Here is a 20,812-nt window from a genome sequence, read left to right on the forward strand (position 1 = left end):
GCCCTCACGAAATCAACGCTTCCAGGCGCGGTCGAGGAAGTCCGCGACGAGCGGGGCGATCTCGGGCAGGTTCTCCTCCAGGGCGAAGTGCCCGGTGTCGAAGACGTGCAGCTCGGCCTCCGGCAGGTCGCGCAGGTAGGCGCGGGCGCCAGGCTCGGGGAAGAACGGGTCGTTGCGGCCCCAGACGACGAGCGCGGGCGGCGTGTGCTCGCGCAGCCACGCCTGCCAGCGCGGATAGCTCTCCACGTTCGACTTGTAGTCGAAGGCGAGGGCGACCTGAGCCTCGGCCCGTCCCGGCTGGTCGAGGAAGTGCTGGTCGAGGGTCCAGCCGTCGGGGGCGACGAGTTCGGGGTCGCTGGTGCCGCCCTCGTACTGGCCGCGCGTGCCCTGCAGGGTCAGCAGTTCCCTGATGGTCTGCTCGGCGCCGGGCTGCTCGGGCGACAGCGCGACGAAGGAGCGGGCGCCGTCCGACAGCCCCTCCTCGTAGGCGTTGCCGTTCTGGACCACCAGGCCCGCGATCCACTCGGGGTGACGCTCGGCCAGCCTGAAGCCGACAGGCGCGCCGAAGTCGAAGACGTACATCACGAACCTGGCCAGCCCGAGCCGCTCGATGAAGCCCTCGGTGATGTCGGCGAGCCTGTCGAAGGTGTAGGAGAACCCTTCGGGGGCCTCGGTGTGGCCGAATCCGGGGTAGTCGGGGGCGATCACCCTGTACCTGGTGCCGAGCGCGTCGATCAGCCTGCGGTACTGGTGCGAGGCGGAGGGGAAGCCGTGCAGGAGCAGCAGCACCGGCGCGTCCAGCGGCCCGGCCTCCCTGTAGAAGACGCGTACCCCTTCGACCTCGACGAACCTGTGCGCAACGCGGGGAATGTCCATGGCAAAGATCGTACGGTCAGCCGGTTTCCACTCTTTCGGCGGCCTCGGCGAGGTCCTCGGGGGTGGGGGCGTCGTCCTGGGTGAGCCTGAGCCGCCAGTAGCCGGCGAAGTCGATGGAGCGCTTGGCGACGCCCCTGTCGTCGACCAGGTGCCTGCGCGGCGCCCTGCCCTGCCCCACTCCCCCGCGATCCAGGCGAAGAGCTCGCCTGAAGGCAGCCGCGCCTGCCGTACGGCCTGCAGGAGCCGCTCCCCCGCCTGCGCGCGGACTCGTCCAGCGGCGGCTGCCTGGCGCTGCAGGAGGTCGCGCCCGACTTCGCCGAGCGCTTCCCCATGGCGCTGTGGCTGGAGAGCGAGGCCACGGCGCCTGGAGGCCGTCGCCAGGCAGTCCTTCCAGTCGGGGCTCACGGTCCTGCTGGACGGCATCGAGGCGGCCACGCGCCCCTAGAGTGAGGGGCCATGGAATCCAGTGAGCTGCTGGGCACGCGGCTGCGCCTGCTCCTCGACCTGCTCGACGACGGGGTCACGGCGCTCTATCCCAGCCTCGGGCTGGAGGGCTTCCGCCCCCGCTTCACCCCGATCCTGCGCCAGCTCGCCGCCGAAGGCCCCGCCTCCATCCGCGACCTGGCCCGCGCCATCGGCGTGACGCACTCGGCCGCCAGCCAGACCGTCGCGCAGATGGCCAAGGAGGAGCTGGTCACCCTCTCCCCCGGCGCCGACGCCCGCCAGCGCATCGTGCGGCCGACCAGCAGGGCCGAGGCGCTGCTGCCGGCCCTCGACAGGGAGTGGGCCGCCACCAGCGCCGCCGCGGCCGAGCTCGACGCCGAGCTGCCCTACCCGCTCAGCCGCCTGGTCGACGAGGCGCTGGAGGCCCTGAGCCGCCGTCCCATGCGCGACAGGATCAGCGAATCCGCCAGACACCTGTAGCGCAGGAGACCGGCGCCGCCGCCTGGATGGTTTCCTCGATCAAGGCGATGGGGTGAGTGTCGCACCTCCCGATCGGGCGGGTCCCGACAGCTCGGCGATGTCCTCGGCCCCGTCACCGAGGAGTTTTTCGGCCAGATCCATCAGGGCGCGCCCTGCCGCCAGCTCGTCGCCGATCTCGGGGACGGGACGGTCCTCGGGGTTGCGGCGGGCGTGGCCGACGCTCTCGTGCCTCCTGTTGCCGAGGGCGTAGAGCACGGCGGTGGCCGCGGTGCGCTTGTCCTCGTCGTCCTCGCTGATGAGGATCTTGACGGTCCATTCCTGGGTCTTCATGACGACTCCAAATGTCACAAAAGTGACGATGCGGACATATCTCTAGCATCCACCCAGACGTGTGATGAGCGCGAGGAGGTTCGCCGCGGATGTGATCGGGTAGCAGCGGCGCCATGCCTACGTACGGATTCCACGCCTCGCACGAGCAGGTCTCGCCCCGAGCGCTTCTCGACGCGGTCGCGGCCGCCGAGGAGGCCGGCTTCGGCGCTGCCATGTCGTCGGACCACTTCTCGCCGTGGAGCGAGCGGCAGGGCGAGTCGGGGTTCGCCTGGTCCTGGCTGGGCGCCGCCCTCGAGCGGACGTCGCTGCCCTTCGGCATCGTCAACGCCCCAGGGCAGCGCTACCACCCCGCGATCATCGCGCAGGCCATCGCCACGCTCGCCTCGATGTATCCCGGCAGGTTCTGGGCCGCGCTCGGCAGCGGCGAGGCGTCCAACGAGCACATCACCGGCGCCCCCTGGCCGCGCAAGCAGGTGCGCAACGCCCGCCTGCGCGAGTGCGTGGAGGTGATCAGGGCGCTGCTGGCCGGCGAGGAGGTCACGCACGAGGGGCTGGTCACGGTGGACAGGGCCAGGCTGTGGACGCTCCCTGCCGAGCCGCCCCACCTCGTCGGGGCGGCCGTGAGCCAGGAGACCGCGCGCTGGTGCGCCGAGTGGGCCGACGGTCTGATCACCGTGGGCGGGCCGCAGGCCGAGAGCGTGGCGCGCGCCTACAGGGAGGCAGGCGGACGTGGCCCGCTGCGCGTGCAGGTGCACCTGAGCTGGGCGCCCACTGAGGAGGAGGCGCTGCGGCTGGCCCACGACCAGTGGCGCTCCAACGTGTTCGCGCCGCCGGTCTGCTGGGACCTGGACCGCGTGGAGCTGTTCGACATCGTCTCCCGTGACGTCCCGCCGGAGAAGGTGGCCGAGGTCGTGCACGTCTCCGCCGACGTGGGCCGCCACGCCGAGCTCCTGCACTCCTACGCCGAGCAGGGCTTCGACGAGATCTTCCTGCACCATGTCGGCCAGGAGCAGCGCCCGTTCATCGAGGCCTTCGCCGAGATCGTCAAGTGAGCGGCCGCCCGGTCACGGCGGCGAACCGGGCAGCCCGAGCGTTCGATGGATCATCTGGTGCATGTGGGCGCGGAAGCGGCGCATGGCGCGCGGGTCGTCAGGACCGCGCCGCTGCGCCGCCGCGTCGAACACGCCGCTGAGGACGAACCCGTGCACGCACCAGATCATCGAGTTGATCGTGTAGTGCACGTCGGCGTGCTCCACGTTCGACGCCGGGATGATGTTCTCGATGGCGAACTCGGCCAGCGGCTGGACATACTGCGCCTCGAGGCTGCTGACGTCGCTGGCGTCCGACAGCCACCGGTGCATCCACAGTGACGGCACCTCGGGATGCTCGGCGGCGAAGTCGATGTAGGCGTCGATGAACCTGTGCACCGCGGCCACCTTGTCCTCGGGCGGCGCGACCTGAAGGTCTCTGATCCGCTCCTTCACGACGGCCGCGTGCAGGGTGTGGGCGCGCTCCATGACGGCTATGTACAGGTCACGCTTGGCGCCGAAGTGGGAGCTCACGGCCTTCGCGCTCAACCCGGCTGTCTCAGCGATCTGCCCGATGTCGGTCGCGTCGTAGCCGAGCGCGGCGAACAGCTTGGTCGCAGCGTTGAGGATGCGCTCCCGCTCACCCCCCTTTACTGACGTCATACTGGTGACCCTAGAATCCGACGTCGGCCAGGCCAATCACGTGATCGACAAATACCGGTCAAATCGCTCCTGTACGGCCGGCGGCCGCACAGGAGCGTGAGCCGGGCTCAGAGCACGATGCGCACCAGGTTGCGGCCGCGCAGGGCGTAGAGCGCGGCCCCGTCGGGAGCGGCCGCGAGCAGTGGCTGGGAGCCGTAGGCCTGCGCGGCGAGCCCGTCGACCACGGTCGAGATCGTCATGGTCAGCGGGTCGATCCGGTAGACGCTCTCCCCGTCGGTGCCGTAGAGACGGCCGCTCGCCCGCACGATCGTGCCGGTGCGAGACTTGCTGAGCGGCACCGCGACCGTCCTGGTGACCTTCTTGCGGCGCGGGTCGAACTCGAACAGCACGCCGGTGTCGGCGATGCCGTACAGCATGGCGCCGTGGGAGACCAGCTCGGAGATCACGGTCGTGCCCTCCACCGGGACCACCGACCAGCGGACCCGCTTGGTGCGCAGGTCGAAGGCGGCCAGCTCGGCCTGCTTGGCCACCGGGGTGGTGCCCAGGCCGCCGCTGATCTCGCTGGCGACGTAGGCGGTGCCGGCCCTGGCGGTGACCGAGCGGATCGACTGGTTCGCGATGATGTTCCTGAACGTCTCGATCCTGTCGCCGCGCGGGTCGTAGAGGGCCAGCGCGCCGCCGTGCAGGCCGTACTCGGGCTGGGTGCCCACCAGCAGCCGCCTGCTGACGGGGTCGTAGTGGGCGTCGAGCGGGCGGTTCTGCTCCTCGCCGACGCGGGCCAGCCTGCGCAGGTCGGAGCCGTCGGGCCGCATGCCGAACAGGTAGGCGAGGGTGTAGACCGACAGGTAGACCTGGTTGCCGACGACCGTCATCGCCTTGGCCTCGCCAGGCAGGAACGTGCGGGTGCTGCCGCCGGTGGCCAGGTCGTGCACCTGCACGCCCGCCTTGCCGCTGACCAGCACCTGGTCGCGCGTCGCTGTGACCGCCATGGCCAGCTCGGGCGCGGGTGGCATGCCCGCCTGCGTGAGGTCCACGCCGGTGAGCTCGCCGGTGGCCAGGTCGTACTCCACGACCGAGCTGGTCAGCACGCCCGTCACCTTGCCGCCGCCGACGAAGATGCGATTGAAGGACGCCCCGTCGTACGGCACCGCCAGCCGGTCGAGCTTCGCGGTGTCACGGTCGTAGCGGTAGAGCGTGCCTGAGGGCCTGGTGCCGAAGTAGACGTCGTTGTTGGGCGCGTCGATGCCGATCGCGGTGACGTAGGAGTCGCCGGGCGCGTCGACCAGCACGTGGCGCGAAGGGTCGGCGGTCTCCATCAGCATCAGGTCGCCCGTCGCCGACAGCCCCGCCGCCAGCAGCCCGCCCTCCAGCGCCAGGGTGGCCACGAAGGTGCGGTCGGCCAGCTCGGCGGGCAGGAGCTCGCGCTTGGCGCCGGTGACCCTGTCGATGGCGATCAGATGGGCCTTGGCGCCCACTCCCGCGTAGATCGTGGTGTCGTCGACGGCGATGCTGCGCACGTACTGCTCGCCCGCGACGGCTTGGCCGAAGTCGCGGGTCTGGCCGGTGGCGGGGTCGTACTCGACGACGCGGCCCCTGGGATAGGTGCCGGCGTAGATCTTGCCGTCGGGGGCGGCGTCGATGGACCAGATGAAGTTGTCAGGCCGTACGTCGGCGACCTTCGTGGCCGTGCCGGTGCGGGTGTCGACCTTGTGGATGTCGCCAGGGGTGTAGGTCCCGACGTACAGGTCGGTGCCGACGGCCGCGGCCGCCCACGTGCCGTCGCCGCTGGGCAGCTCGGTGATCGAGGTGACCTTGCGCTGCGCGGGGTCGTAGGCGCCGATCCTGGTCGGCTTGATGCCGCCGGTGCCCAGGTAGAGGCGGTCGCCGACGAACTCGGCCGCGCTGATCGAGGTCACCTGCGAGGCCGGGCCGAGGTCCTCGACGACGGGCGTCGCGCCTGCCGCGACGGGCGCGCCCGTCAGGCACAGAGCCATGGCCAGGGTCAACGCCGTGGCGAACCGTATCCTTCTCATCCACTTGCCTCTCGGGGGGCTCATTACGGACCAGGCCGATATTGGGCCAATTCGTACCATGCGTGGAAACGATCGAGCAAGACCCCTGATGCGCACATTCGCGCACGCACGGGGGTCCACCATTCGCCCCATTACCGAGGGTGAAAATTCCGTCACCACACGGGAAGGCGATGGAGCCCTTGGGGCACGGGTTGTCAGCCGTGACGCAGGGGACGATCCGCGCATGGCGAGCACGTTTCAGCGGGGCAAGGTGGAACTCGTGTTCAGCGCGATGGACGCCGACGGAGACGGCATCCTGCGCGAGGGCGATTTCGAGGCTCTCGCGCGGCGCTGGGCGTCCGTCCGCGCGGCGGGCGATGAGGAGCGCCTGACGTCGATCATGCACGGCTGGTGGGGAACGCTCGCCGCGAGCTCCCGCGACCCCGAGTCGGTCGCGGTCGAGGACGTCCTCACCGTCGTGGATCTGCTCGGCCGGATGCCTGACGCCGTCGCCGCCACCGCCGAGGTCATGTTCGAAGCCGTCGACGAGGACGGCGACGGCCGGATCTCCCCGGCCGAGTACCGGCGGATGATCGAGGCATGGAACGGCCGCCCCACCGACACCGCCGCCGCGTTCGCGCGCCTCGACGCCGACGGCGACGGCACCATCTCTCGCGCGGAGTTCATCCTCCACTGGCGCGAGTTCTGGGCGGGCGACGACCCCGCAGCACCCGGCACCCACGTCTTCGGCACGCCCCCTGCCCTCTGACCGTGCACGGTGACCGGAAAGGCTCTGCACGGAGGAGTCTCCCTGACTCCGGCTCTGGTCGGCCGCCTCGGCGAGGGCTCAGTGCTCCCGGTAGAAGTCGGCGAGCGCGGCGAACGCGGCCTTGGGCTCCCAGAGCATGTCGGGGTAGGTGACTCCGAGGCGGTCCTCGTAGACCTTGACGATGCCGTAGCCGGCCAGGTCCAGGTCCTCACGGGGATCGCCGTCGGGGCGGTGCAGGTGGTCGTGGAGCGCGAAGGTGAACACGAAGGCGCTGTCGACGCCTCCGGCGTCGAAGACCTCCAGCAGCTCGCGCAGGTACGCGGCCTGACCGGCCTCGTCGCGGGCGTACACACCGTCCAACCGAACAGGCGCACGGGTGTCCTTGTCGTATTCGACGATCTCCAACCCGAGAGCGCCCCTGTCACCCGCGCCCTGGTAGCCGGCGGCGCCGAACTCGGTGATCGCGACCGGCTTCCCCTGCGCGACGAGGCCATGGACGCCTTCGGCGAACCGGTCGGCGACCTCGGCCGACCGGTAGAGATCCATGGAGACGATGTCGAAGGGCTCCCAGTCGACGCGCTCAAGCGGTACGGAGGCATAGGTCACCTTGCCGCCGAAGCGCTCACGGACGAGCGCCACGGCCCTGCCGAGGAAGTCGTTGACCCGTGCGCCGATCTCCGCGATGTGCTCGCGCACGCGATGCGGCTGACGCAGCAGCTGGATCCGCTCGTCGATGTCGCCGCCCGGCAGGAACCCCTTGTTCATCAGGCTGAGCTCGGCTCCGGTGACGAACACGACCTCGGCTCCCCGCCGCCTGAGCCGCTCCGCGCGCTCAGCGCAGTCGGCGAACAGCGACAGCATCTCGTCGTCGGTCAGTTCGAGCGGGTAGGGGGAGAACCAGACCTCGAGACCGAGGTCGGCGGCGTGCGCCGCCGCGAGCTCCATCCGTTCCGGATCGCCGCCCATGACGCGGACCGCGGTGCAATACAGGTCATCTCGGATGATGCGCAACTCGCGCCTGACCGTCTCCGAGTCGAAACGCGTGTGGCCGATCACTCCGTTGTAGACGAAGCCGGTGTCGTAGCTGATGCCTTTGGCTCGCATGCGCTCCCTCTTTCAGGGTGTTGTTACGGTACTTGGCGTACCGTAGTTGCCCATAGGCAGGGATGACAAGCAGAATGCGGAGGTACGGCCGGTACCGATCGAGGGAAGGGGCCATGACAGCGGATCCGATGAGGCAGCCAGGCGCCGGGCAGACGCGGCGACGCGGAGCGGCCCTGGAGGAGGTGATCCTGCGCGCAGCGGCGGACGAACTGACCGCGTCGGGATACGCCGGGTTCACCATGGACAAGGTCGCCGCCCGCGCCGGCACCAACAAGAACGCCATCTACCGCCGCTGGTCGAACCGCCTCACGCTCGGCATCGCCGCCTATCGGCGGCTGGCCACGGCGGTCCCTCCCCCCGACACCGGTGAGCTGCGCGGCGACGTCCTCGAGTGGCTACGCCAGGCCAACCGCTACTGGAGCTCCCCCCTCGGCGCGCTCCTGCGCGAGCTGCTCTCCGCGGCGGGTGGCGCGTCGGAACTCCTGGCGCAGCTGCAGGATCAGTCCGGCGACGCCGCAGCAGCCCCCTGGTTGACCATCCTGGGCCGCGCGGTCGCTCGCGGTGAAGCCTGCCCCGAGGCGCTCCATCCCCGGGTCGCCACCGTGGCCGGCGTCCTGCTGCGGAACGAGTTCGTCGTGCGCGGGGCGCCTACCGTGCCCGACGACGTCCTCGTCGAGATCGTCGACGAGGTGTACCTGCCCCTTGTTCGGCGACGAGGTCCGAACCCGAGCTGACCTTCCGCCGGCGCCGTGACCCATGTCAGGAGGTCTCCGTCGGGCCGACCTCAGGGACGGCTGGCGACCATCTGCTGGCGGAGCCGCCACGTCCGGCCGCCGTCCGATGACTCGACGGCGCGCCAGTGGAAGGAGCCGGGCTTGACGTCGGAGAAGACCCAGCGGGTCAGCACGCCGTCGAAGGTCCCCTCCAGAACCATCTCCTCGCCCTGCTGACGAGCGATGAACGGCAGGACCCAACTTCGCGCGGGGCCGATCCACGTGGAACGGATGGCTTTGATCCGCGGATCGTAGAAGCGGAGCGTCGCCCCCCACTCCCCGCTCTCGTCCCCGGTCCTGGCCCGTTCGGCCCGGCTGGGAGCCAGCCACACGTCCTGGATGGCGCGGCCGTCCAGCACCCACCCGAAGTGCCACTCCCCCAGCAGCTCCTCGCCGGCGCCGTCAGGATGGTGGTTCGTCACCGCCACGTCCCAGGAGCCGACGAGCCGGCCGAAGAAGGCCAGCTCGACAGCGGCCTCGGACCGCGGCCCAGCGCTGAGCAGCACGTCAGCAAGACTCATACCCGATCACACCCTTCATCGGCAGGAGGCGGCGGGGCGGTATCCGGCCGATCACTCATGCTGGCACGCGGGGCCGAGAACACGAGTCGTATGACTGTCAGAATCCGTCGTCTTCCTGCCACGCCCCGCACCGCGTCCCCGGGACGGCCCGGCAGGTCAGCCAGGAGGCGGGAGTGACGGCCTGCGCGATCTGCGTCACGCGGGAGGGTCGGCGGCCGTGCGACGTGCGAGCGCGGCGGTGGCCAGCCTGTGCAGGTCGGCGGCCTCCTGCACGGCGCGCTCGGGGTCGCGCTCGGCCAGTTCGGCCTTCAGCGCGATCACCGACAGATCGCGGCCGAGGAGGTCGTACACCTCACGGGCCAGGCGTAGCCGCTCCTCGGCCGCCTCGAGCCTGGCCTGCGCCGTACGGCCGGATTCCGCCTCGAGCAGCAGCGTCCACAGCCACACGTGCAGGCCGTTGACGGCTACCACGCACAGCGCCGTGACCAGCGTGATGACCGCATAGGCGAGAGGCGCGCCCTGCCACCAGCCGACCGCCACCGAGACGGCGACGGCGGCGCCGCCCGTCCCGATCCGCAGCCACCTGCCGCCCAGGAAGGGAGCGGTGGCCAGGACCGAGCCGCCCACCCAGGCCCAGGTGTGCCAGCGAGTGCCGGCCAGCGGGGCCACCAGGGGCACCGAGGCGGCCGCGGCGAGCAGGAAGCCGGTCACCAGGCGAGCCAGGGCCCGGCTGGAGATCTGCGGGGTGACGGCGGCGTACAGCACGCCCGCCTGTGCGGCGGTGATCGCCAGGATGCCGATCGCGGCCAGGGCCGGACGGGTCGTGCCGCCGTCCCTGAGCAGTCCGGCCCCCGGCATCACGAGCGTCGTCAGGATCGCCGTGCTCAGGGTGGCGAGCGTGGCGATCCTGGCCACGCGCAGGTGCTGGGGATGCGGCACCTGCGTCCTTCTAGGCACCGGCGGCGGCGGGGAGCACGAGGACGGACGCGGCGACCAGCAGATCGACCGAGATGCACCATTCGGCGTACCAGCGGGGCACCACCCGACCGGCGCGGTGGTGGAAGTAGTCCCACGCCGCGTGCGCGGCCCACCCGGCGGCCACCAGGTAGCGGCCCAGGTCGGGGGCGACCGCGAAGGCCGCCACTGCGAGCAGGGCGTAGACCGCCAGGGTGCCGCCCTGCAGGCTGAGCACGCCGCGCCCGCGCAGCTCCCCTCGGAAGGCCCCGAAGATCAGGTACGCCAGGGCCAGCATCGGCAGGCCCCAGGTCACGAAGTCGGCGGCCTGCCAGGGTTCGGCGGTGAACAGGATGAAGCCGCCGCAGGCCAGGCCGACCAGGGTCGGCCAGCGGCGCAGGAGGGGATGGCCCCTGCGGGGCGTCGTGGTGGTCGCTTCCGGGACGCGCGTCGTGGTTTCCATGACTCAAGGCTCGGGCGGACGGCGCGCAAAAGGCAGATGAGGAACGCACGAAGGGTTCATGCGTTTCCCATGGCGGCCGCCTCGGATCATGCTCGGTCCGAGCGGTGTACCGTGATTCCTGCCATGCGTAGACACGTCGTCGCGGTCGCCGTGACCAGCGGCATGCCGACGTTCGAACTCGCCGTGCCGTGCGAGGTCTTCGGCCTCGACCGCAGCGACATCGTCGATCCGTGGTACGAGCTGCGCCTGTGCGCCGCCGGGCCAGGCCCGCTGCTGACCTCCGGCGGGCTGCAGATTCACACCCCTCACACCCTGGACGATCTTCTTGAGGCGGACACGGTCGTGGTGCCCGCGTGTGCGCGGGCCGTCCAGACCAGCCCGCCGCCGTCCCTGGTGGAGGCGGTGCGCAAGGCGCACGAGCTGGGCCGCCGCATCGTCTCGCTGTGCACGGGCGCCTACATCCTCGCCGCCGCCGGCGTGCTGGCAGGGCGTCCGGCCACGACACACTGGATGAACGCCGGCGACTTCACCCACCGCTTCCCCGAGGTCCGCTTCGAGCCGGCCGTGCTCTACACCGACGACGGGGACGTCCTCACCTCGGCAGGCACGGGCGCCGCCGTCGACCTGTGCCTGCACCTGCTGCGCCGCGACCACGGGGCCGCGGTCGCCAACGAGGTGGCCCGCCGCATGGTCGTGCCGCCGCACCGGGAGGGCGGGCAGGCCCAGCACGCCCCGCTGCTGGTCCAACCCGAGAACAGCGACGACCTGGCACCGGTGCTGCAGTGGGCGCGCGACCGCCTGGACCAGCCGCTGACCGTCTCGCAGTTCGCCAGGGCGGCGAAGCTGAGCGAGCGCACCCTGGCTCGCCGTTTCCACGACAAGCTGGGGACCACTCCCCTGCGCTGGCTCCTCCAGCAGAGGGTGCGGCTGGCACAGGAACTGCTGGAGACCTCGGACGAGCCGGTCGAGAGGATCGCGCGCCGCACCGGTTTCAGTACCGCCGCCAACCTCCGGCTTCACTTCGGACGCGTCACCGGCATGACCCCTCAGACGTACCGGCACGTCTTCCGCGCTCGGGCCCAGCGAGCGGCCGGGCCCAGGCCCGGCACCTGAGCGTGAAGGCCGCGGCGGGCGCGGTCACGGAGAGGTCCTGCCGAGGACGTCGTCGGCCAGCCGCTGCAACTGGTCCGCGAGACGGTCGGGCGGGAACAGCCACAGGCCGAGCGAGTCGGCACCGGAGTCGAGCAACCCCCGCAGTCGGCCTCTCACCTGGTCGGGACTGCCTGCGGCCGCGAACTCGTCGATCCACGCGTCCTCGACGGCGAGCGGTTCGTCCTCGCCGAGAGCCGCCACGCGCCGACGGATCTCGGTGCCGTACCGGGACTGTCCCACCAGCGCCGTGTGCGCCTCCGCCTTCAGGAAGAAACCGACCGCGTCCCGTACCGCGTCCCTCGCCGCCTGGTCGTCGTCGGCGACCGAGGCCAGGACGAAGGCCGTGATCGGCGGCGCGGCCCGTCCCGCGTGGGTGGCCACCCGCCTGGCCCAGTTCACATAGGCGGGGCTCGCGAGAACCGACAGCAGGATCCCGTCCGCCTTGCCACCGGCTGCGCGGAGCGCCCGCTCGTTGACCGCCCCGATCCACAGCTCCGGTGGCTGCTTCGGGGGGAAGTCCAGCCGGATGCCCTCCAGGTGGTGTGCGGCGGTCCCGCGGTCGACAGTGGCGCCGTCGAGCAGCTCGCGCACGACGTCGAAGGTCTCGGTGACCGCGCTCAGTGGGCGCGGGGGCAGCAGTCCCATCTGCCGCAGCCAGTGGGTGTTGCCGAGGCCGACGGCCGCCTTGACCCGCCCTGGATAGGTCCTGGCCAGTCCTGCCAGCTCCATCGCCAGGACGGCGGGGTGCCGCGTCATCACGCTGGCCAGCCCCAGTCCGGCGGGCATGGCGCGGGTCGCGGCGAGCAGCTGCGTCAGTCCGGACATGCCGCCGGTGAAGAAGCAGTCCTCGGAGAACCACAGCTCGCCGAAGCCGAGCCGCTCCGCCAGCGCGGCTCCCTCTCTCAGCTCCTCCGGTGGCGTGAGGCTACCGAAGACGATCCCGATCGTGCCGGTGTCCATCATGCGTCCCTTTCTGGTTCCTTCTTGGGGACGGTGGCCGCGCCCTCGACGGGAGCGAGCCCCCACGGCACCGGAGCTAACCGGACGCTATGTCCGCTTATTCCTGAGAACCCGTGTCAGCAGCCAGACCGGCAGCCGGTCAGCCGGTGAAGGACTCGGGGCCGAAGCGGCCCCACGCCACGAAGCCGGCCAGGACGAGATAGGCCAGGTTCGCCACGATCACCTTGGCCTCGTGGCGGCGGAGGTGCGTGATCATCGCGCCGACCATCAGCAGCACCACACCCACAGCGGCCAGCGGCACCAGAACCGGCGCGATGCCGAGCACGGCCGGCAGGATCAGGCCTACCGCGGCCAGGACCTCGAGAACTCCGATGACCTTGACGGTGCCGGCGCTGAAGTCTTCGACCCATCCCCCGCCGGGGGCGGCGGCCAGCTTCTCCTTCGACAGGGTCAGCTTGATGGCGCCGCCGGCCAGGAAGGCAACGGCCAGCAGTCCGGCGATGATCCACAGAGCGAGGTCCATGAGGCTCTCCTTACAGGGGTCGTAGGCGACTCCGGTCCTGCGGCCGGAGTGGGGATGGTGGGCTCCTCCCAGCTGTACGACGACACAGCCCCGCCGAATGTGAGGCGGCGTCGCGAGGTCTCGCCGACCGGCTCGTCTTCGACGAGACCCCCGTGCCCGTAGTGGAGCGGTGCAGGGCCGCTTCACCATGCGCGCGCCCGCCGCGGCCGTGGCCGACATGTCCGCGCGCTCACCGCCCCGACTCGCCGACGGGGCCGGCCTTCGGATGGCCTAACGCGGCTGGATCCGATCCAGTCGTCGCCACTGGTCGACGCTCAGCCGCAGACTCGCCGCGGCGATGTTCTCCTGCAGGTGGTCGATCGAGGCGGTGCCCGGAATCGGCAGCACGACCGGCGAGCGGTCGAGGAGCCACGCGAGCGAGACCTGCGCCGCCGTGGCGCCGAGTTCGGCCGCCACGGCGGTGACCTCGGCCGTCGCCGTCGTCACCGCGGGGTGGACGGGGCGCCAGGGCAGGAAGGCGATCCCAGCGGCGGCGCAGGCGTCGAGCACGGCCTCGTGCTCGCGATCGAGCAGGTTGTAGCGGTTCTGCACGCTCGCGACGTCGATGATCTGCCGCGCCTGCTCGAGCTCGGCGACGGTGACCTCGGACAGCCCGATGTGGCCGATCTTGCCCTGGACCTGGAGCTCGCGCAGCGTTCCCAGCTGGTCGGCGAGCGGCACCGCAGGATCGATGCGATGCAGCTGGAGCAGCTCGAGCCGGTCGACCCGGAGCCGGCGCAGGCCCTGCTCGACCTGATCGCGCAGGAAGTCCGGCCGTCCGCAGAGCGTCGCGTCGTGCGGCGGCTCCGGGGGCGCGACCCCGACCTTCGTCGCGACGAGCAGGTCGTCAGGATAGGGGTACAGCGCCTCGGCCAGGAGTTCCTCGTTGGCGCCCCACCCGTACATGTGAGCGGTGTCGATCAGCGTGACGCCCAGCTCGACGGCGCGCCGGGCCACGGCGATGGCGGCTTGCCGATCCGGTCCTGGTTCGGTCGGCAGTCGCATGGCCCCGAACCCGAGCCGCCGTACGCCGAGCTCACCCCCGATGCGGAACGTGCTCGATGTCATTGTCGGTTTCGCCCTCTCATTCAAAGTCGATCACGATGACAGCATCGGTGATCGTCATGGTCCTACGTGTCCGCGTGGCGGCGGACGTGCCCCACGTCCGGGCCATGGGGCAGTCGCCGCTCGTGCAGGCGAGCCCGTCCTGCGCCGGCGTCAGGGCCCGCCCGCCCATGTCACTCAGGCTCGACGAACTGCATGTCGAGCTGGATCTTGACCGAGTCACCGAGGATGGCCATGGCGAAGCCGAGACCGAAGTCGCTGCGACGGATCTCACCCTTCGCCTCGAAACCGGCGTGCCTGCGTCCGTCCACGATGGAGTCCTCGACCCCGCCGAACTCGACGTCGAAGGTGACGGACCTGGTCACCTCGCCGATGGTGAGGTCGCCCTCCATGGTCCAGTCGTCGCCGTCGCCGTCGATCCTGGTGGAGCGGAACGCCATGGCAGGGCGGTTGGCGACGTCGAGCATGTCGGGGCCGCTGACGTGGGCGTCACGGTCGGCGTTGCCGGTGTCGATCGAGTCGAGAGCGACGGTGGCGGTGACCACGCAGTCGTCGAGGGTGTCGCCGACGGTGAGGTCCGCCTCGAAGCGCCCGAACTGGCCGCGCACCTTCGAGATGCCGAGGTGGCGGATCGTGAAGCCGACCGCCGAGTGGAACGGATCGAGGGTCCAGTGACCGGCGGCGAGCGGCAGAGCGGTCGTGGTCGTCATGGTCTCAGAAGTCATGCCCTCCAATCTGGCCTGGACGGCGGTGCTCAGGGAGGCCGGGCTGAGGCGGGCCCTGACAGGGCGACGATGAGCGCGCCGGAGGCCGGTAGGTTGCAGGTGTGAGCGACAACGAGCTGGGCGCGTTCCTACGCAGCCGCCGGGAGGCCCTCAGCCCTGCCGATGTAGGGCTTCCCAACGGGTCCCGGCGCAGGACTCCCGGGCTGCGCCGCGCCGAGTTGGCCATGCTCGGTGGGATCAGTGTCGAGTACCTGGCACGGCTGGAGCAGGGCCGCGACCGTCATCCGTCCCCGCAGGTGCTCGGCGCGCTCGCCGACGCCCTGCGGATGTCCACCGACGAGCGGTTCCACCTCAGGCTCCTGGCGAAGGCGATCGAAGGCGGCAGCTCGTACGTCTGCCCTTCGGCACAGCCGCCGGTCGTGTCCATCCGGCCGACGGTGCGGGCGCTGCTCGACAAGTTGGAACCGTCCCCTGCGGTGCTGATCAACCGGATGACGCAGGTGCTCGCGTACACCACGGGCTTCGAGCGCCTGGCCCGCCCCAGCGGCCTCCTGGACCCTGCCGAGCCCAGCTTCCTGCGGTTCGTGTTCACCGACCCGCGCGCCCGCGACGTCTACCCCGACTGGGACGCCGTCGCGACCCAGCAGGTCGCCACCCTTAAGCACGCGGCCGGTCTCGCAGACCCGCACGTGGCCGCGCTCGTCGACGAGCTCACCATCACGGCCGGCGGACCTTTCAGCGAGCGGCTCACGACGCCGGGCGTCCCCGAGCGGGCCGGTGCCCAGCGCTGGACGCATCCGGAGGCCGGGGAGCTGCGCCTCGCGTACGAGGCTCTCGAACTCGCCGACGATCAGCGTCTGATCGCCTACCTGCCTGCGGACGAGACGTCGTCGGCCGCGCTCGATCGCCTGGCCGGCCGCCACCCCGGCACGCTCCGCGTCGTCAACGGCTGACCCGCGCCTCCGGGTCCAGGTGGACGCGCGCGCGTCCCCGGCTTCCTCAGCGCCTCAAGCGAGCAGGGGGCACGCCGGGCCTTGCGGGTGATCCCTGCGGCCCGGACCGCTCCCCGCGCACACCGCGACCGGGCTGAGCCGATCGAGCCTGTACGCGACCTTCGGCGGCAAAGGCCAGCTGTACGCGGCCGCGCTGCGCCGCTACCTGGAGCGGCAGTCCCGCCCGGTGTTCGACGCCCTGGCCGCCGACGAGCGGGGGCTGCCCGCCATCGCCGGCTTCTTCGAGCGGCTGGTGTCCGCGCGCTGCACGGGCGAGCACGCCCGCTGGGGCTGTCTGGTGACCAACGCCCACGCCGCAGCCCGACGCGAACTCCCCGAGGTACAGCACGTACTGGCGGCCCACCATGGGGCGTTGCGCTCGGCGATGCGTGCCGCGCTGGAGGCGGCCCGCGAGCGCGCGGCCATCTGAGATCCGGCCTCGATACGGACGCGAGCGCCGAGACGCTCGCCCTGCTGGCCTACGCGGTCAATCTCCGCTCACGATCCGGAGCCGAGGCGGCCGAACTGCTGGTCGGCGTGCGCACAGTCCTGGACGAAGCGTCGCCCTCGAGTCGACCCTGGTGGTCGCGATCGGCGCGCTGCTCGGCATCGTGGTGGCCGTGACGGCTCTGGTCGGCATCACCGCGGGGCTGACCAACATGATCGGCACGACCGTCGGCATGATCCTTCCCTGGCCCATCATCGGCGCGGTCATCGGCATCTGCCTCCTGCTCGCCGTCGCCTCCTCGGTCATCCCGGCCAGAGCCGCGCTCCAGCCGGCCGGTCCGGCCCGACCTTTCACCCCTCGCCGACGTCGGCAACGGGCGAGAGGAGTACCCCCGGAAGGCGCTGGTCAACCAGTACATCCTCGTGCTCCCCGGCTTCCCCGGGACCGTGTGACAGGAGGTCCCTACAAGTCAGTCTGGCGGATTCAGGGGATTGCCTGGCGAGTAGTCGCCGAGGCTCGTGAGCAGCTTGCGCAGCAGACCGGCGAGATCTTCCTGGTCGCGGCCGCTCAGTTTGCTGAGGAGCTTCGTCTCCAGGTCGACATGGTGGACGACGACTCGGTCGATCAGCTCCCGGCCGCCCTCGGTCAACGTGATCAACACGCTGCGCCGATTGAGGGGATCGACCTCGCGGGTCACCAGCCTCCTGGCGACGAGCCGGTCGATCCGGTTGGTGATCGCTCCGGAGGTGACCATCGACGACTCGACCAACTGCCCCGCGGTGAGCTGATACGGGGGCCCGGACCTGCGCAGCGTCCCCAGGATGTCGAACTCCCACAGCTGCAGGTCGTGCGTGGCGAAGTGGTCGCGAAGCTCGCGTTCGAGCAGTCGGCAGGCGCGCTGGATCCGGGCCACCACGCCCATCGGCGTGGGGTCGATGTCGGGTCGCTCGGTCCGCCACTGGTCCATCCGCCAGTCGACGTTGTCCTCCACGAGCCTGCCGCCTCCAGAACATCTCAACGTGAAACTGTTTGACGCCATGCTAACAGACGGCTACATTCGCCAACGTTGAACATTTCAATGTTAAGGAGATGGGATGACGCAGGCTCTGAGCCGGTCTGATGTGGGCAGCGCGCCCCCGTCCGGCGGCACCCTGGGAATGACCGCGCTGACCGCGCTCGCCCCGGCCAGCTGGGGCACCACATACCTGGTCACCACTGAGTTCCTCCCGCCCGGCCACCCGTTGGTGTCCGGTGTGATCCGCGCGCTGCCGGCCGGGCTGATCCTGCTCGCCGCCACGCGCAGACTGCCGCACGGCACGTGGCTGTGGCGCTCGTTGGTGCTCGGCACCCTCAACATCGGCGCGCTCTTCGCGCTGCTGTTCGTCGCCGCCTATCGACTGCCGGGTGGCATCGCGGCGACCCTCACCGCCGTCCAGCCGTTGCTCGTCGTCGGCCTGGCGTTCCTGCTGCTCGGCGAGAAGCCCACACGCTGGCGGCTCGGCTGGGGCCTGGTCGGCGTGGTGGGCGTCGGGTTGATCGTCCTGCGCGGCCAGCTCTCCTTCGACCTGCTCGGCATCCTGGCCGGCATCGCAGCCGCCGGCGTGATGGCCGGCGGGATCGTCCTGACCAAACGTTGGGGGCGTCCGGAGGGCGCCGGCGCGGCGACCATCGCCGGCTGGCAGCTCACCGCCGGCGGTCTCGTGCTCCTTCCCCTCGCCCTCGCCTTCGAGGGACTTCCGTCCGGGCTGGATCTTCGTGCGATCGGCGGCTACGCGTGGCTGTCCGTCGTAGGCGCCCTGCTGTCCTTCCTGGTCTGGTTCCACGGCATCGGCAGGCTGCCCGTGGTCGCCGTGTCGTTCCTCGCCCTGCTCTCACCCATGGTCGCCACGGTCCTGGGCTGGCTGTTCCTCGGTGAGTCCCTGACGGCCTGGCAGGGCGTCGGGTTCGTGCTCGCGCTGGCCGCGATCGCCGCCGCGCAGCTGACCCCCGCGGTCGTCCGCAACCTGGTCCGTATCCCCGCCCCCACCAAAGGAGAATGAGCGTGTCGCGCACCGTGCTGATCACCGGAGCCACCGGAACCGTGTCCACCGCGCTGATGAGTGCGCTGGAAGGGGCCGATGTGGATCTTCGTGCTCTCGTCCGCGAAGGGTCCAGAGCGGACGGCCCGCGCGAGCAGGGCGCCGAGGTCTTCGTCGGCGACCTCGATGACGCTCGCTCTCTGCAGCCCGCCTTCGAGGGCGTGCAGGACGTGTGGCTGCTCACCCCGAACGGCCCGCGCGCCCCGGAGAACAACATGAACGCCGTGTGGGCCGCACGCCAGGCCGGTGTGGAGCGCGTCGTGCGCCTGTCCGCCGTCGGCGCCGCGCACGACGCGCCGAACCGCAGCGGCAGGCTGCACGCGCTGTCCGACCGGGAGACCGAACGGTGCGGCATGCGCTGGACGATCCTGCGTCCGCTCTGGTTCATGCAGAACCTGCTGAACGAGGCGGGCGACATCTCCGCCACCGGCGCGTTCTCGCTGAACATGGCCTCGGCGCGGCTCAGCATGATCGACGTGCGCGACATCGCCGAGTGCGCCGCCCGCGTGCTCCTCGACGACCCGGATCACCACCACGGCCAGACGTACACCCTCACAGGCCCGCGCTCGCTGACGTTCGACGAGGTCGCCGGCCAGTTGGGCCTCGCTCTCGGCAGGCCCGTCACGTACCTGCCGGTCAGCGACGACGCCAAGCGCAGGACACTGCTCGGCTACGGCGTTCCGCGCTGGATCGTCGACATGGTCGAGGAGTACGCGCAGGCGTACGCCTCCGGCTGGGGAGACTTCACCACCGACACGGTCGCCGACCTTCTCGGCCGCCCCCCGCGCGACATCGCCGACTTCGCCCGCGACCACGCCGCGGCGTTCGCCTCGGCCGACGACCGCTGAACCGCGCCTCTGCGACGGTGTGAGCCGGCCATCCCGAAGCTGATTCATGGAAGGAATTGAATGTTCATGCGCCAGCGTGCATACTTCTGCACATGTCCAAAGTGCTCACCTCCCTGCCTGTCGGCACACGTGTCGGGATCGCCTTCTCCGGAGGCCTCGACACCTCGGTAGCGGTCGCGTGGATGCGGGAGAAGGGTGCCGTGCCGTGCACCTACACCGCTGATATCGGCCAGTACGACGAGCCGGACGTCGCATCGGTGCCCGGACGCGCCACGGCCTACGGCGCCGAGGTCGCCCGGCTGGTCGACTGCCGGGCCGCCCTCGTGGAGGAGGGGCTGGCGGCCCTCGCGTGCGGGGCGTTCCACATCCGGTCCGGCGGCCGCGTGTACTTCAACACCACGCCGCTGGCGCGGGCCGTCACGGGAACGTTGCTGGTGCGCGCGATGCTCGAGGACGACGTGCAGGTCTGGGGTGACGGCTCCACCTTCAAGGGCAACGACATCGAGCGGTTCTACCGGTACGGCCTGCTGGCCAACCCGTCCCTGCGGATCTACAAGCCATGGCTGGACGCGGACTTCGTCAGCGAGCTCGGCGGCCGCAAGGAGATGTCGGAGTGGCTGCTCGAGCGCGGCCTCCCCTATCGGGACAGCGTGGAGAAGGCCTACTCCACCGACGCGAACATCTGGGGCGCGACCCACGAGGCCAAGGCGCTCGAGCACCTCGACGCGGGCATCGAGACCGTCGAGCCGATCATGGGCGTGCGGTTCTGGGACGAAGCCACGCAGATCGCCGCCGAGGACGTCACGATCGGCTTCGAGCAGGGACGCCCGGTGACGATCAACGGTAAGGCGTTCGCCTCCGACGTCGACCTGGTGCTCGAGGCCAACGCCATCGGCGGCCGGCACGGCATGGGCATGTCCGACCAGATCGAGAACCGGGTCATCGAGGCCAAGAGCCGGGGCGTCTACGAGGCGCCCGGAATGGCGTTGCTGCACGTGGCGTACGAGCGGCTGGTCAACGCCATCCACAACGAGGAGACCCTCTCGATCTACTACAGCGAGGGACGGCGGCTGGGCAGGCTGCTGTACGAGGGCCGCTGGCTCGACCCGCAGGCGCTGATGCTGCGCGAGTCGCTGCAACGCTGGATCGGGACGGCGGTCACCGGCGAGGTGACCCTCCGGCTGCGCCGCGGCGAGGACTACTCCATCCTGAACACGTCAGGGCCCGCGTTCAGCTACCACCCTGACAAGCTCTCCATGGAGCGGACCGAGGATTCCGCCTTCGGGCCGGTCGACCGCATCGGCCAGCTGACCATGCGCAATCTCGACATCGCCGACTCCCGCGCCAAGCTCGAGCTGTACGCCGGACTCGGCATGGTCGGCACCCCGCACCCGGCGCTGATCGGTGCCGCCCCGACGACCAGCCTCGTCGGCGTGCTGCCCGAAGGCGGGGCCGAGGCGATCGCGTCCCGCGGGGAGAACCCCGACCACGACGAGCTGCTCGACCAGGCCGCGATGGAGTTCGGGACCGACTGACGGCATCGGGCTCGGCCGCCGATCGATCGG

The 20,812-nt window shown here is 70.8% G+C and carries 24 protein-coding genes; 10 read left to right on the forward strand and 14 right to left on the reverse strand.

The annotated features are described in order from the left end of the window. Positions 1-12: 12 nt before the first annotated feature. Entirely contained in the window at positions 13-876 is an 864-nt protein-coding gene (locus ABFX55_RS19910; protein ID WP_346123094.1) for an alpha/beta fold hydrolase, read from the reverse strand. 16 nt (positions 877-892) lie between these two features. Beyond that, positions 893-1,054: a hypothetical protein gene (locus tag ABFX55_RS19915; protein ID WP_346123095.1), complete on the reverse strand. Its 162-nt coding sequence runs from the start codon at positions 1,052-1,054 to the stop codon at positions 893-895. 278 nt (positions 1,055-1,332) lie between these two features. On the opposite strand from ABFX55_RS19915, the gene ABFX55_RS19920 reads away from it, so the two are divergent. Continuing rightward, positions 1,333-1,800, forward strand: a complete 468-nt coding sequence (locus ABFX55_RS19920) for a MarR family transcriptional regulator (RefSeq protein WP_346123097.1) — start codon at positions 1,333-1,335, stop codon at positions 1,798-1,800. A 39-nt stretch (positions 1,801-1,839) separates the two neighbouring features. On the opposite strand, the gene ABFX55_RS19925 is transcribed toward ABFX55_RS19920, so the two are convergent. Continuing rightward, positions 1,840-2,130 carry a DUF1876 domain-containing protein gene (locus ABFX55_RS19925; RefSeq protein WP_346123098.1) on the reverse strand — a complete coding sequence of 97 codons (291 nt, stop codon included), beginning with the start codon at positions 2,128-2,130 and terminating at the stop codon, positions 1,840-1,842. 113 nt (positions 2,131-2,243) lie between these two features. Here ABFX55_RS19925 and ABFX55_RS19930 point away from each other — a divergent pair, with 113 nt between their 5' ends. Continuing rightward, positions 2,244-3,182 carry a TIGR03885 family FMN-dependent LLM class oxidoreductase gene (locus ABFX55_RS19930; protein WP_346123100.1) on the forward strand — a complete coding sequence of 313 codons (939 nt, stop codon included), beginning with the start codon at positions 2,244-2,246 and terminating at the stop codon, positions 3,180-3,182. A 12-nt stretch (positions 3,183-3,194) separates the two neighbouring features. On the opposite strand, the gene ABFX55_RS19935 is transcribed toward ABFX55_RS19930, so the two are convergent. Both ABFX55_RS19935 and ABFX55_RS19940 read right to left on the reverse strand, forming a co-directional pair. Then, complete coding sequence (locus tag ABFX55_RS19935; RefSeq protein WP_183645289.1) at positions 3,195-3,821, reverse strand: TetR/AcrR family transcriptional regulator; 627 nt, start codon at positions 3,819-3,821, stop codon at positions 3,195-3,197. Positions 3,822-3,928: 107 nt separating this feature from the next. Further along, positions 3,929-5,854 (reverse strand): hypothetical protein, encoded by a 1,926-nt coding sequence (locus ABFX55_RS19940; protein ID WP_346123102.1) that lies wholly within the window; start codon positions 5,852-5,854, stop codon positions 3,929-3,931. Positions 5,855-6,077: 223 nt separating this feature from the next. Between ABFX55_RS19940 and ABFX55_RS19945 the strand changes: the two genes are divergently transcribed. Then, positions 6,078-6,602, forward strand: coding sequence for an EF-hand domain-containing protein (locus ABFX55_RS19945; protein ID WP_346123104.1), 525 nt, complete (start codon positions 6,078-6,080; stop codon positions 6,600-6,602). Positions 6,603-6,680: 78 nt separating this feature from the next. Here ABFX55_RS19945 and ABFX55_RS19950 read toward each other — a convergent pair whose 3' ends face one another. After that, complete coding sequence (locus tag ABFX55_RS19950; RefSeq protein ID WP_346123106.1) at positions 6,681-7,706, reverse strand: glycoside hydrolase family 113 protein; 1,026 nt, start codon at positions 7,704-7,706, stop codon at positions 6,681-6,683. A gap of 113 nt (positions 7,707-7,819) precedes the next feature. Between ABFX55_RS19950 and ABFX55_RS19955 the strand changes: the two genes are divergently transcribed. Beyond that, complete coding sequence (locus tag ABFX55_RS19955; RefSeq protein ID WP_346123108.1) at positions 7,820-8,440, forward strand: TetR/AcrR family transcriptional regulator; 621 nt, start codon at positions 7,820-7,822, stop codon at positions 8,438-8,440. Between the two features lie 50 nt (positions 8,441-8,490). On the opposite strand, the gene ABFX55_RS19960 is transcribed toward ABFX55_RS19955, so the two are convergent. The 3 genes from ABFX55_RS19960 to ABFX55_RS19970 form a co-directional block, all read right to left on the reverse strand. Then, positions 8,491-9,000 carry a hypothetical protein gene (locus tag ABFX55_RS19960; protein WP_346123109.1) on the reverse strand — a complete coding sequence of 170 codons (510 nt, stop codon included), beginning with the start codon at positions 8,998-9,000 and terminating at the stop codon, positions 8,491-8,493. A gap of 195 nt (positions 9,001-9,195) precedes the next feature. Next, positions 9,196-9,939 (reverse strand): histidine kinase, encoded by a 744-nt coding sequence (locus tag ABFX55_RS19965; RefSeq protein ID WP_346123111.1) that lies wholly within the window; start codon positions 9,937-9,939, stop codon positions 9,196-9,198. A 10-nt stretch (positions 9,940-9,949) separates the two neighbouring features. Further along, positions 9,950-10,417: a hypothetical protein gene (locus ABFX55_RS19970; protein ID WP_346123113.1), complete on the reverse strand. Its 468-nt coding sequence runs from the start codon at positions 10,415-10,417 to the stop codon at positions 9,950-9,952. Positions 10,418-10,540: 123 nt separating this feature from the next. Between ABFX55_RS19970 and ABFX55_RS19975 the strand changes: the two genes are divergently transcribed. Further along, positions 10,541-11,530 carry a GlxA family transcriptional regulator gene (locus tag ABFX55_RS19975; protein WP_346123114.1) on the forward strand — a complete coding sequence of 330 codons (990 nt, stop codon included), beginning with the start codon at positions 10,541-10,543 and terminating at the stop codon, positions 11,528-11,530. A gap of 24 nt (positions 11,531-11,554) precedes the next feature. Here the strand turns inward: ABFX55_RS19975 and ABFX55_RS19980 are convergent, their stop codons facing one another. From ABFX55_RS19980 to ABFX55_RS19995, 4 genes are all read right to left on the reverse strand, one after another. Beyond that, entirely contained in the window at positions 11,555-12,532 is a 978-nt protein-coding gene (locus ABFX55_RS19980; RefSeq protein WP_346123116.1) for an LLM class flavin-dependent oxidoreductase, read from the reverse strand. A gap of 136 nt (positions 12,533-12,668) precedes the next feature. Beyond that, positions 12,669-13,052, reverse strand: coding sequence for a DoxX family protein (locus tag ABFX55_RS19985; protein WP_346123118.1), 384 nt, complete (start codon positions 13,050-13,052; stop codon positions 12,669-12,671). 270 nt (positions 13,053-13,322) lie between these two features. After that, positions 13,323-14,159, reverse strand: a complete 837-nt coding sequence (locus ABFX55_RS19990; RefSeq protein ID WP_346123120.1) for an aldo/keto reductase — start codon at positions 14,157-14,159, stop codon at positions 13,323-13,325. Between the two features lie 170 nt (positions 14,160-14,329). After that, positions 14,330-14,881, reverse strand: coding sequence for a YceI family protein (locus ABFX55_RS19995; RefSeq protein ID WP_346123122.1), 552 nt, complete (start codon positions 14,879-14,881; stop codon positions 14,330-14,332). 101 nt (positions 14,882-14,982) lie between these two features. On the opposite strand from ABFX55_RS19995, the gene ABFX55_RS20000 reads away from it, so the two are divergent. Together ABFX55_RS20000 and ABFX55_RS20005 are read left to right on the forward strand one after the other, a co-directional pair. After that, on the forward strand, positions 14,983-15,834 hold the full coding sequence (locus tag ABFX55_RS20000) for a helix-turn-helix domain-containing protein (RefSeq protein ID WP_346123124.1): 852 nt from the start codon (positions 14,983-14,985) through the stop codon (positions 15,832-15,834). A 226-nt stretch (positions 15,835-16,060) separates the two neighbouring features. Then, a complete protein-coding gene (locus ABFX55_RS20005) occupies positions 16,061-16,303 on the forward strand; it encodes a hypothetical protein (RefSeq protein WP_346123126.1) in 243 nt (80 codons plus the stop codon). A gap of 487 nt (positions 16,304-16,790) precedes the next feature. Here the strand turns inward: ABFX55_RS20005 and ABFX55_RS20010 are convergent, their stop codons facing one another. Then, a complete protein-coding gene (locus ABFX55_RS20010; RefSeq protein ID WP_346123127.1) occupies positions 16,791-17,339 on the reverse strand; it encodes a MarR family winged helix-turn-helix transcriptional regulator in 549 nt (182 codons plus the stop codon). A gap of 76 nt (positions 17,340-17,415) precedes the next feature. Between ABFX55_RS20010 and ABFX55_RS20015 the strand changes: the two genes are divergently transcribed. The 3 genes from ABFX55_RS20015 to argG all read left to right on the forward strand — a co-directional run bounded on the left by ABFX55_RS20015 (position 17,416) and on the right by argG (position 20,782). Beyond that, on the forward strand, positions 17,416-18,360 hold the full coding sequence (locus ABFX55_RS20015) for an EamA family transporter (RefSeq protein WP_346123129.1): 945 nt from the start codon (positions 17,416-17,418) through the stop codon (positions 18,358-18,360). 2 nt (positions 18,361-18,362) lie between these two features. Beyond that, entirely contained in the window at positions 18,363-19,247 is an 885-nt protein-coding gene (locus ABFX55_RS20020; RefSeq protein ID WP_346123131.1) for an SDR family oxidoreductase, read from the forward strand. 92 nt (positions 19,248-19,339) lie between these two features. Further along, entirely contained in the window at positions 19,340-20,782 is a 1,443-nt protein-coding gene (gene argG, locus ABFX55_RS20025) for an argininosuccinate synthase (protein ID WP_346123133.1), read from the forward strand. The last annotated feature ends 30 nt before the right edge of the window (positions 20,783-20,812 follow it).

It is taken from the genome of Nonomuraea roseola, assembly GCF_039535395.1.
GTDB lineage: Bacteria > Actinomycetota > Actinomycetes > Streptosporangiales > Streptosporangiaceae > Nonomuraea > Nonomuraea roseola.

Coding starts and splice junctions, on each gene's coding strand:
- ABFX55_RS19910 (WP_346123094.1), bottom strand. CDS start 876: ATGGACATTCCCCGCGTTGCGCACAGGTTCGTCGAGGTCGAAGGGGTA.
- ABFX55_RS19920 (WP_346123097.1), top strand. CDS start 1,333: ATGGAATCCAGTGAGCTGCTGGGCACGCGGCTGCGCCTGCTCCTCGAC.
- ABFX55_RS19925 (WP_346123098.1), bottom strand. CDS start 2,130: ATGAAGACCCAGGAATGGACCGTCAAGATCCTCATCAGCGAGGACGAC.
- ABFX55_RS19930 (WP_346123100.1), top strand. CDS start 2,244: ATGCCTACGTACGGATTCCACGCCTCGCACGAGCAGGTCTCGCCCCGA.
- ABFX55_RS19935 (WP_183645289.1), bottom strand. CDS start 3,821: ATGACGTCAGTAAAGGGGGGTGAGCGGGAGCGCATCCTCAACGCTGCG.
- ABFX55_RS19940 (WP_346123102.1), bottom strand. CDS start 5,854: ATGAGAAGGATACGGTTCGCCACGGCGTTGACCCTGGCCATGGCTCTG.
- ABFX55_RS19945 (WP_346123104.1), top strand. CDS start 6,078: ATGGCGAGCACGTTTCAGCGGGGCAAGGTGGAACTCGTGTTCAGCGCG.
- ABFX55_RS19950 (WP_346123106.1), bottom strand. CDS start 7,706: ATGCGAGCCAAAGGCATCAGCTACGACACCGGCTTCGTCTACAACGGA.
- ABFX55_RS19955 (WP_346123108.1), top strand. CDS start 7,820: ATGACAGCGGATCCGATGAGGCAGCCAGGCGCCGGGCAGACGCGGCGA.
- ABFX55_RS19960 (WP_346123109.1), bottom strand. CDS start 9,000: ATGAGTCTTGCTGACGTGCTGCTCAGCGCTGGGCCGCGGTCCGAGGCC.
- ABFX55_RS19970 (WP_346123113.1), bottom strand. CDS start 10,417: ATGGAAACCACGACGCGCGTCCCGGAAGCGACCACCACGACGCCCCGC.
- ABFX55_RS19975 (WP_346123114.1), top strand. CDS start 10,541: ATGCGTAGACACGTCGTCGCGGTCGCCGTGACCAGCGGCATGCCGACG.
- ABFX55_RS19980 (WP_346123116.1), bottom strand. CDS start 12,532: ATGATGGACACCGGCACGATCGGGATCGTCTTCGGTAGCCTCACGCCA.
- ABFX55_RS19985 (WP_346123118.1), bottom strand. CDS start 13,052: ATGGACCTCGCTCTGTGGATCATCGCCGGACTGCTGGCCGTTGCCTTC.
- ABFX55_RS19990 (WP_346123120.1), bottom strand. CDS start 14,159: ATGACATCGAGCACGTTCCGCATCGGGGGTGAGCTCGGCGTACGGCGG.
- ABFX55_RS19995 (WP_346123122.1), bottom strand. CDS start 14,881: ATGACTTCTGAGACCATGACGACCACGACCGCTCTGCCGCTCGCCGCC.
- ABFX55_RS20015 (WP_346123129.1), top strand. CDS start 17,416: ATGACGCAGGCTCTGAGCCGGTCTGATGTGGGCAGCGCGCCCCCGTCC.
- argG (WP_346123133.1), top strand. CDS start 19,340: ATGTCCAAAGTGCTCACCTCCCTGCCTGTCGGCACACGTGTCGGGATC.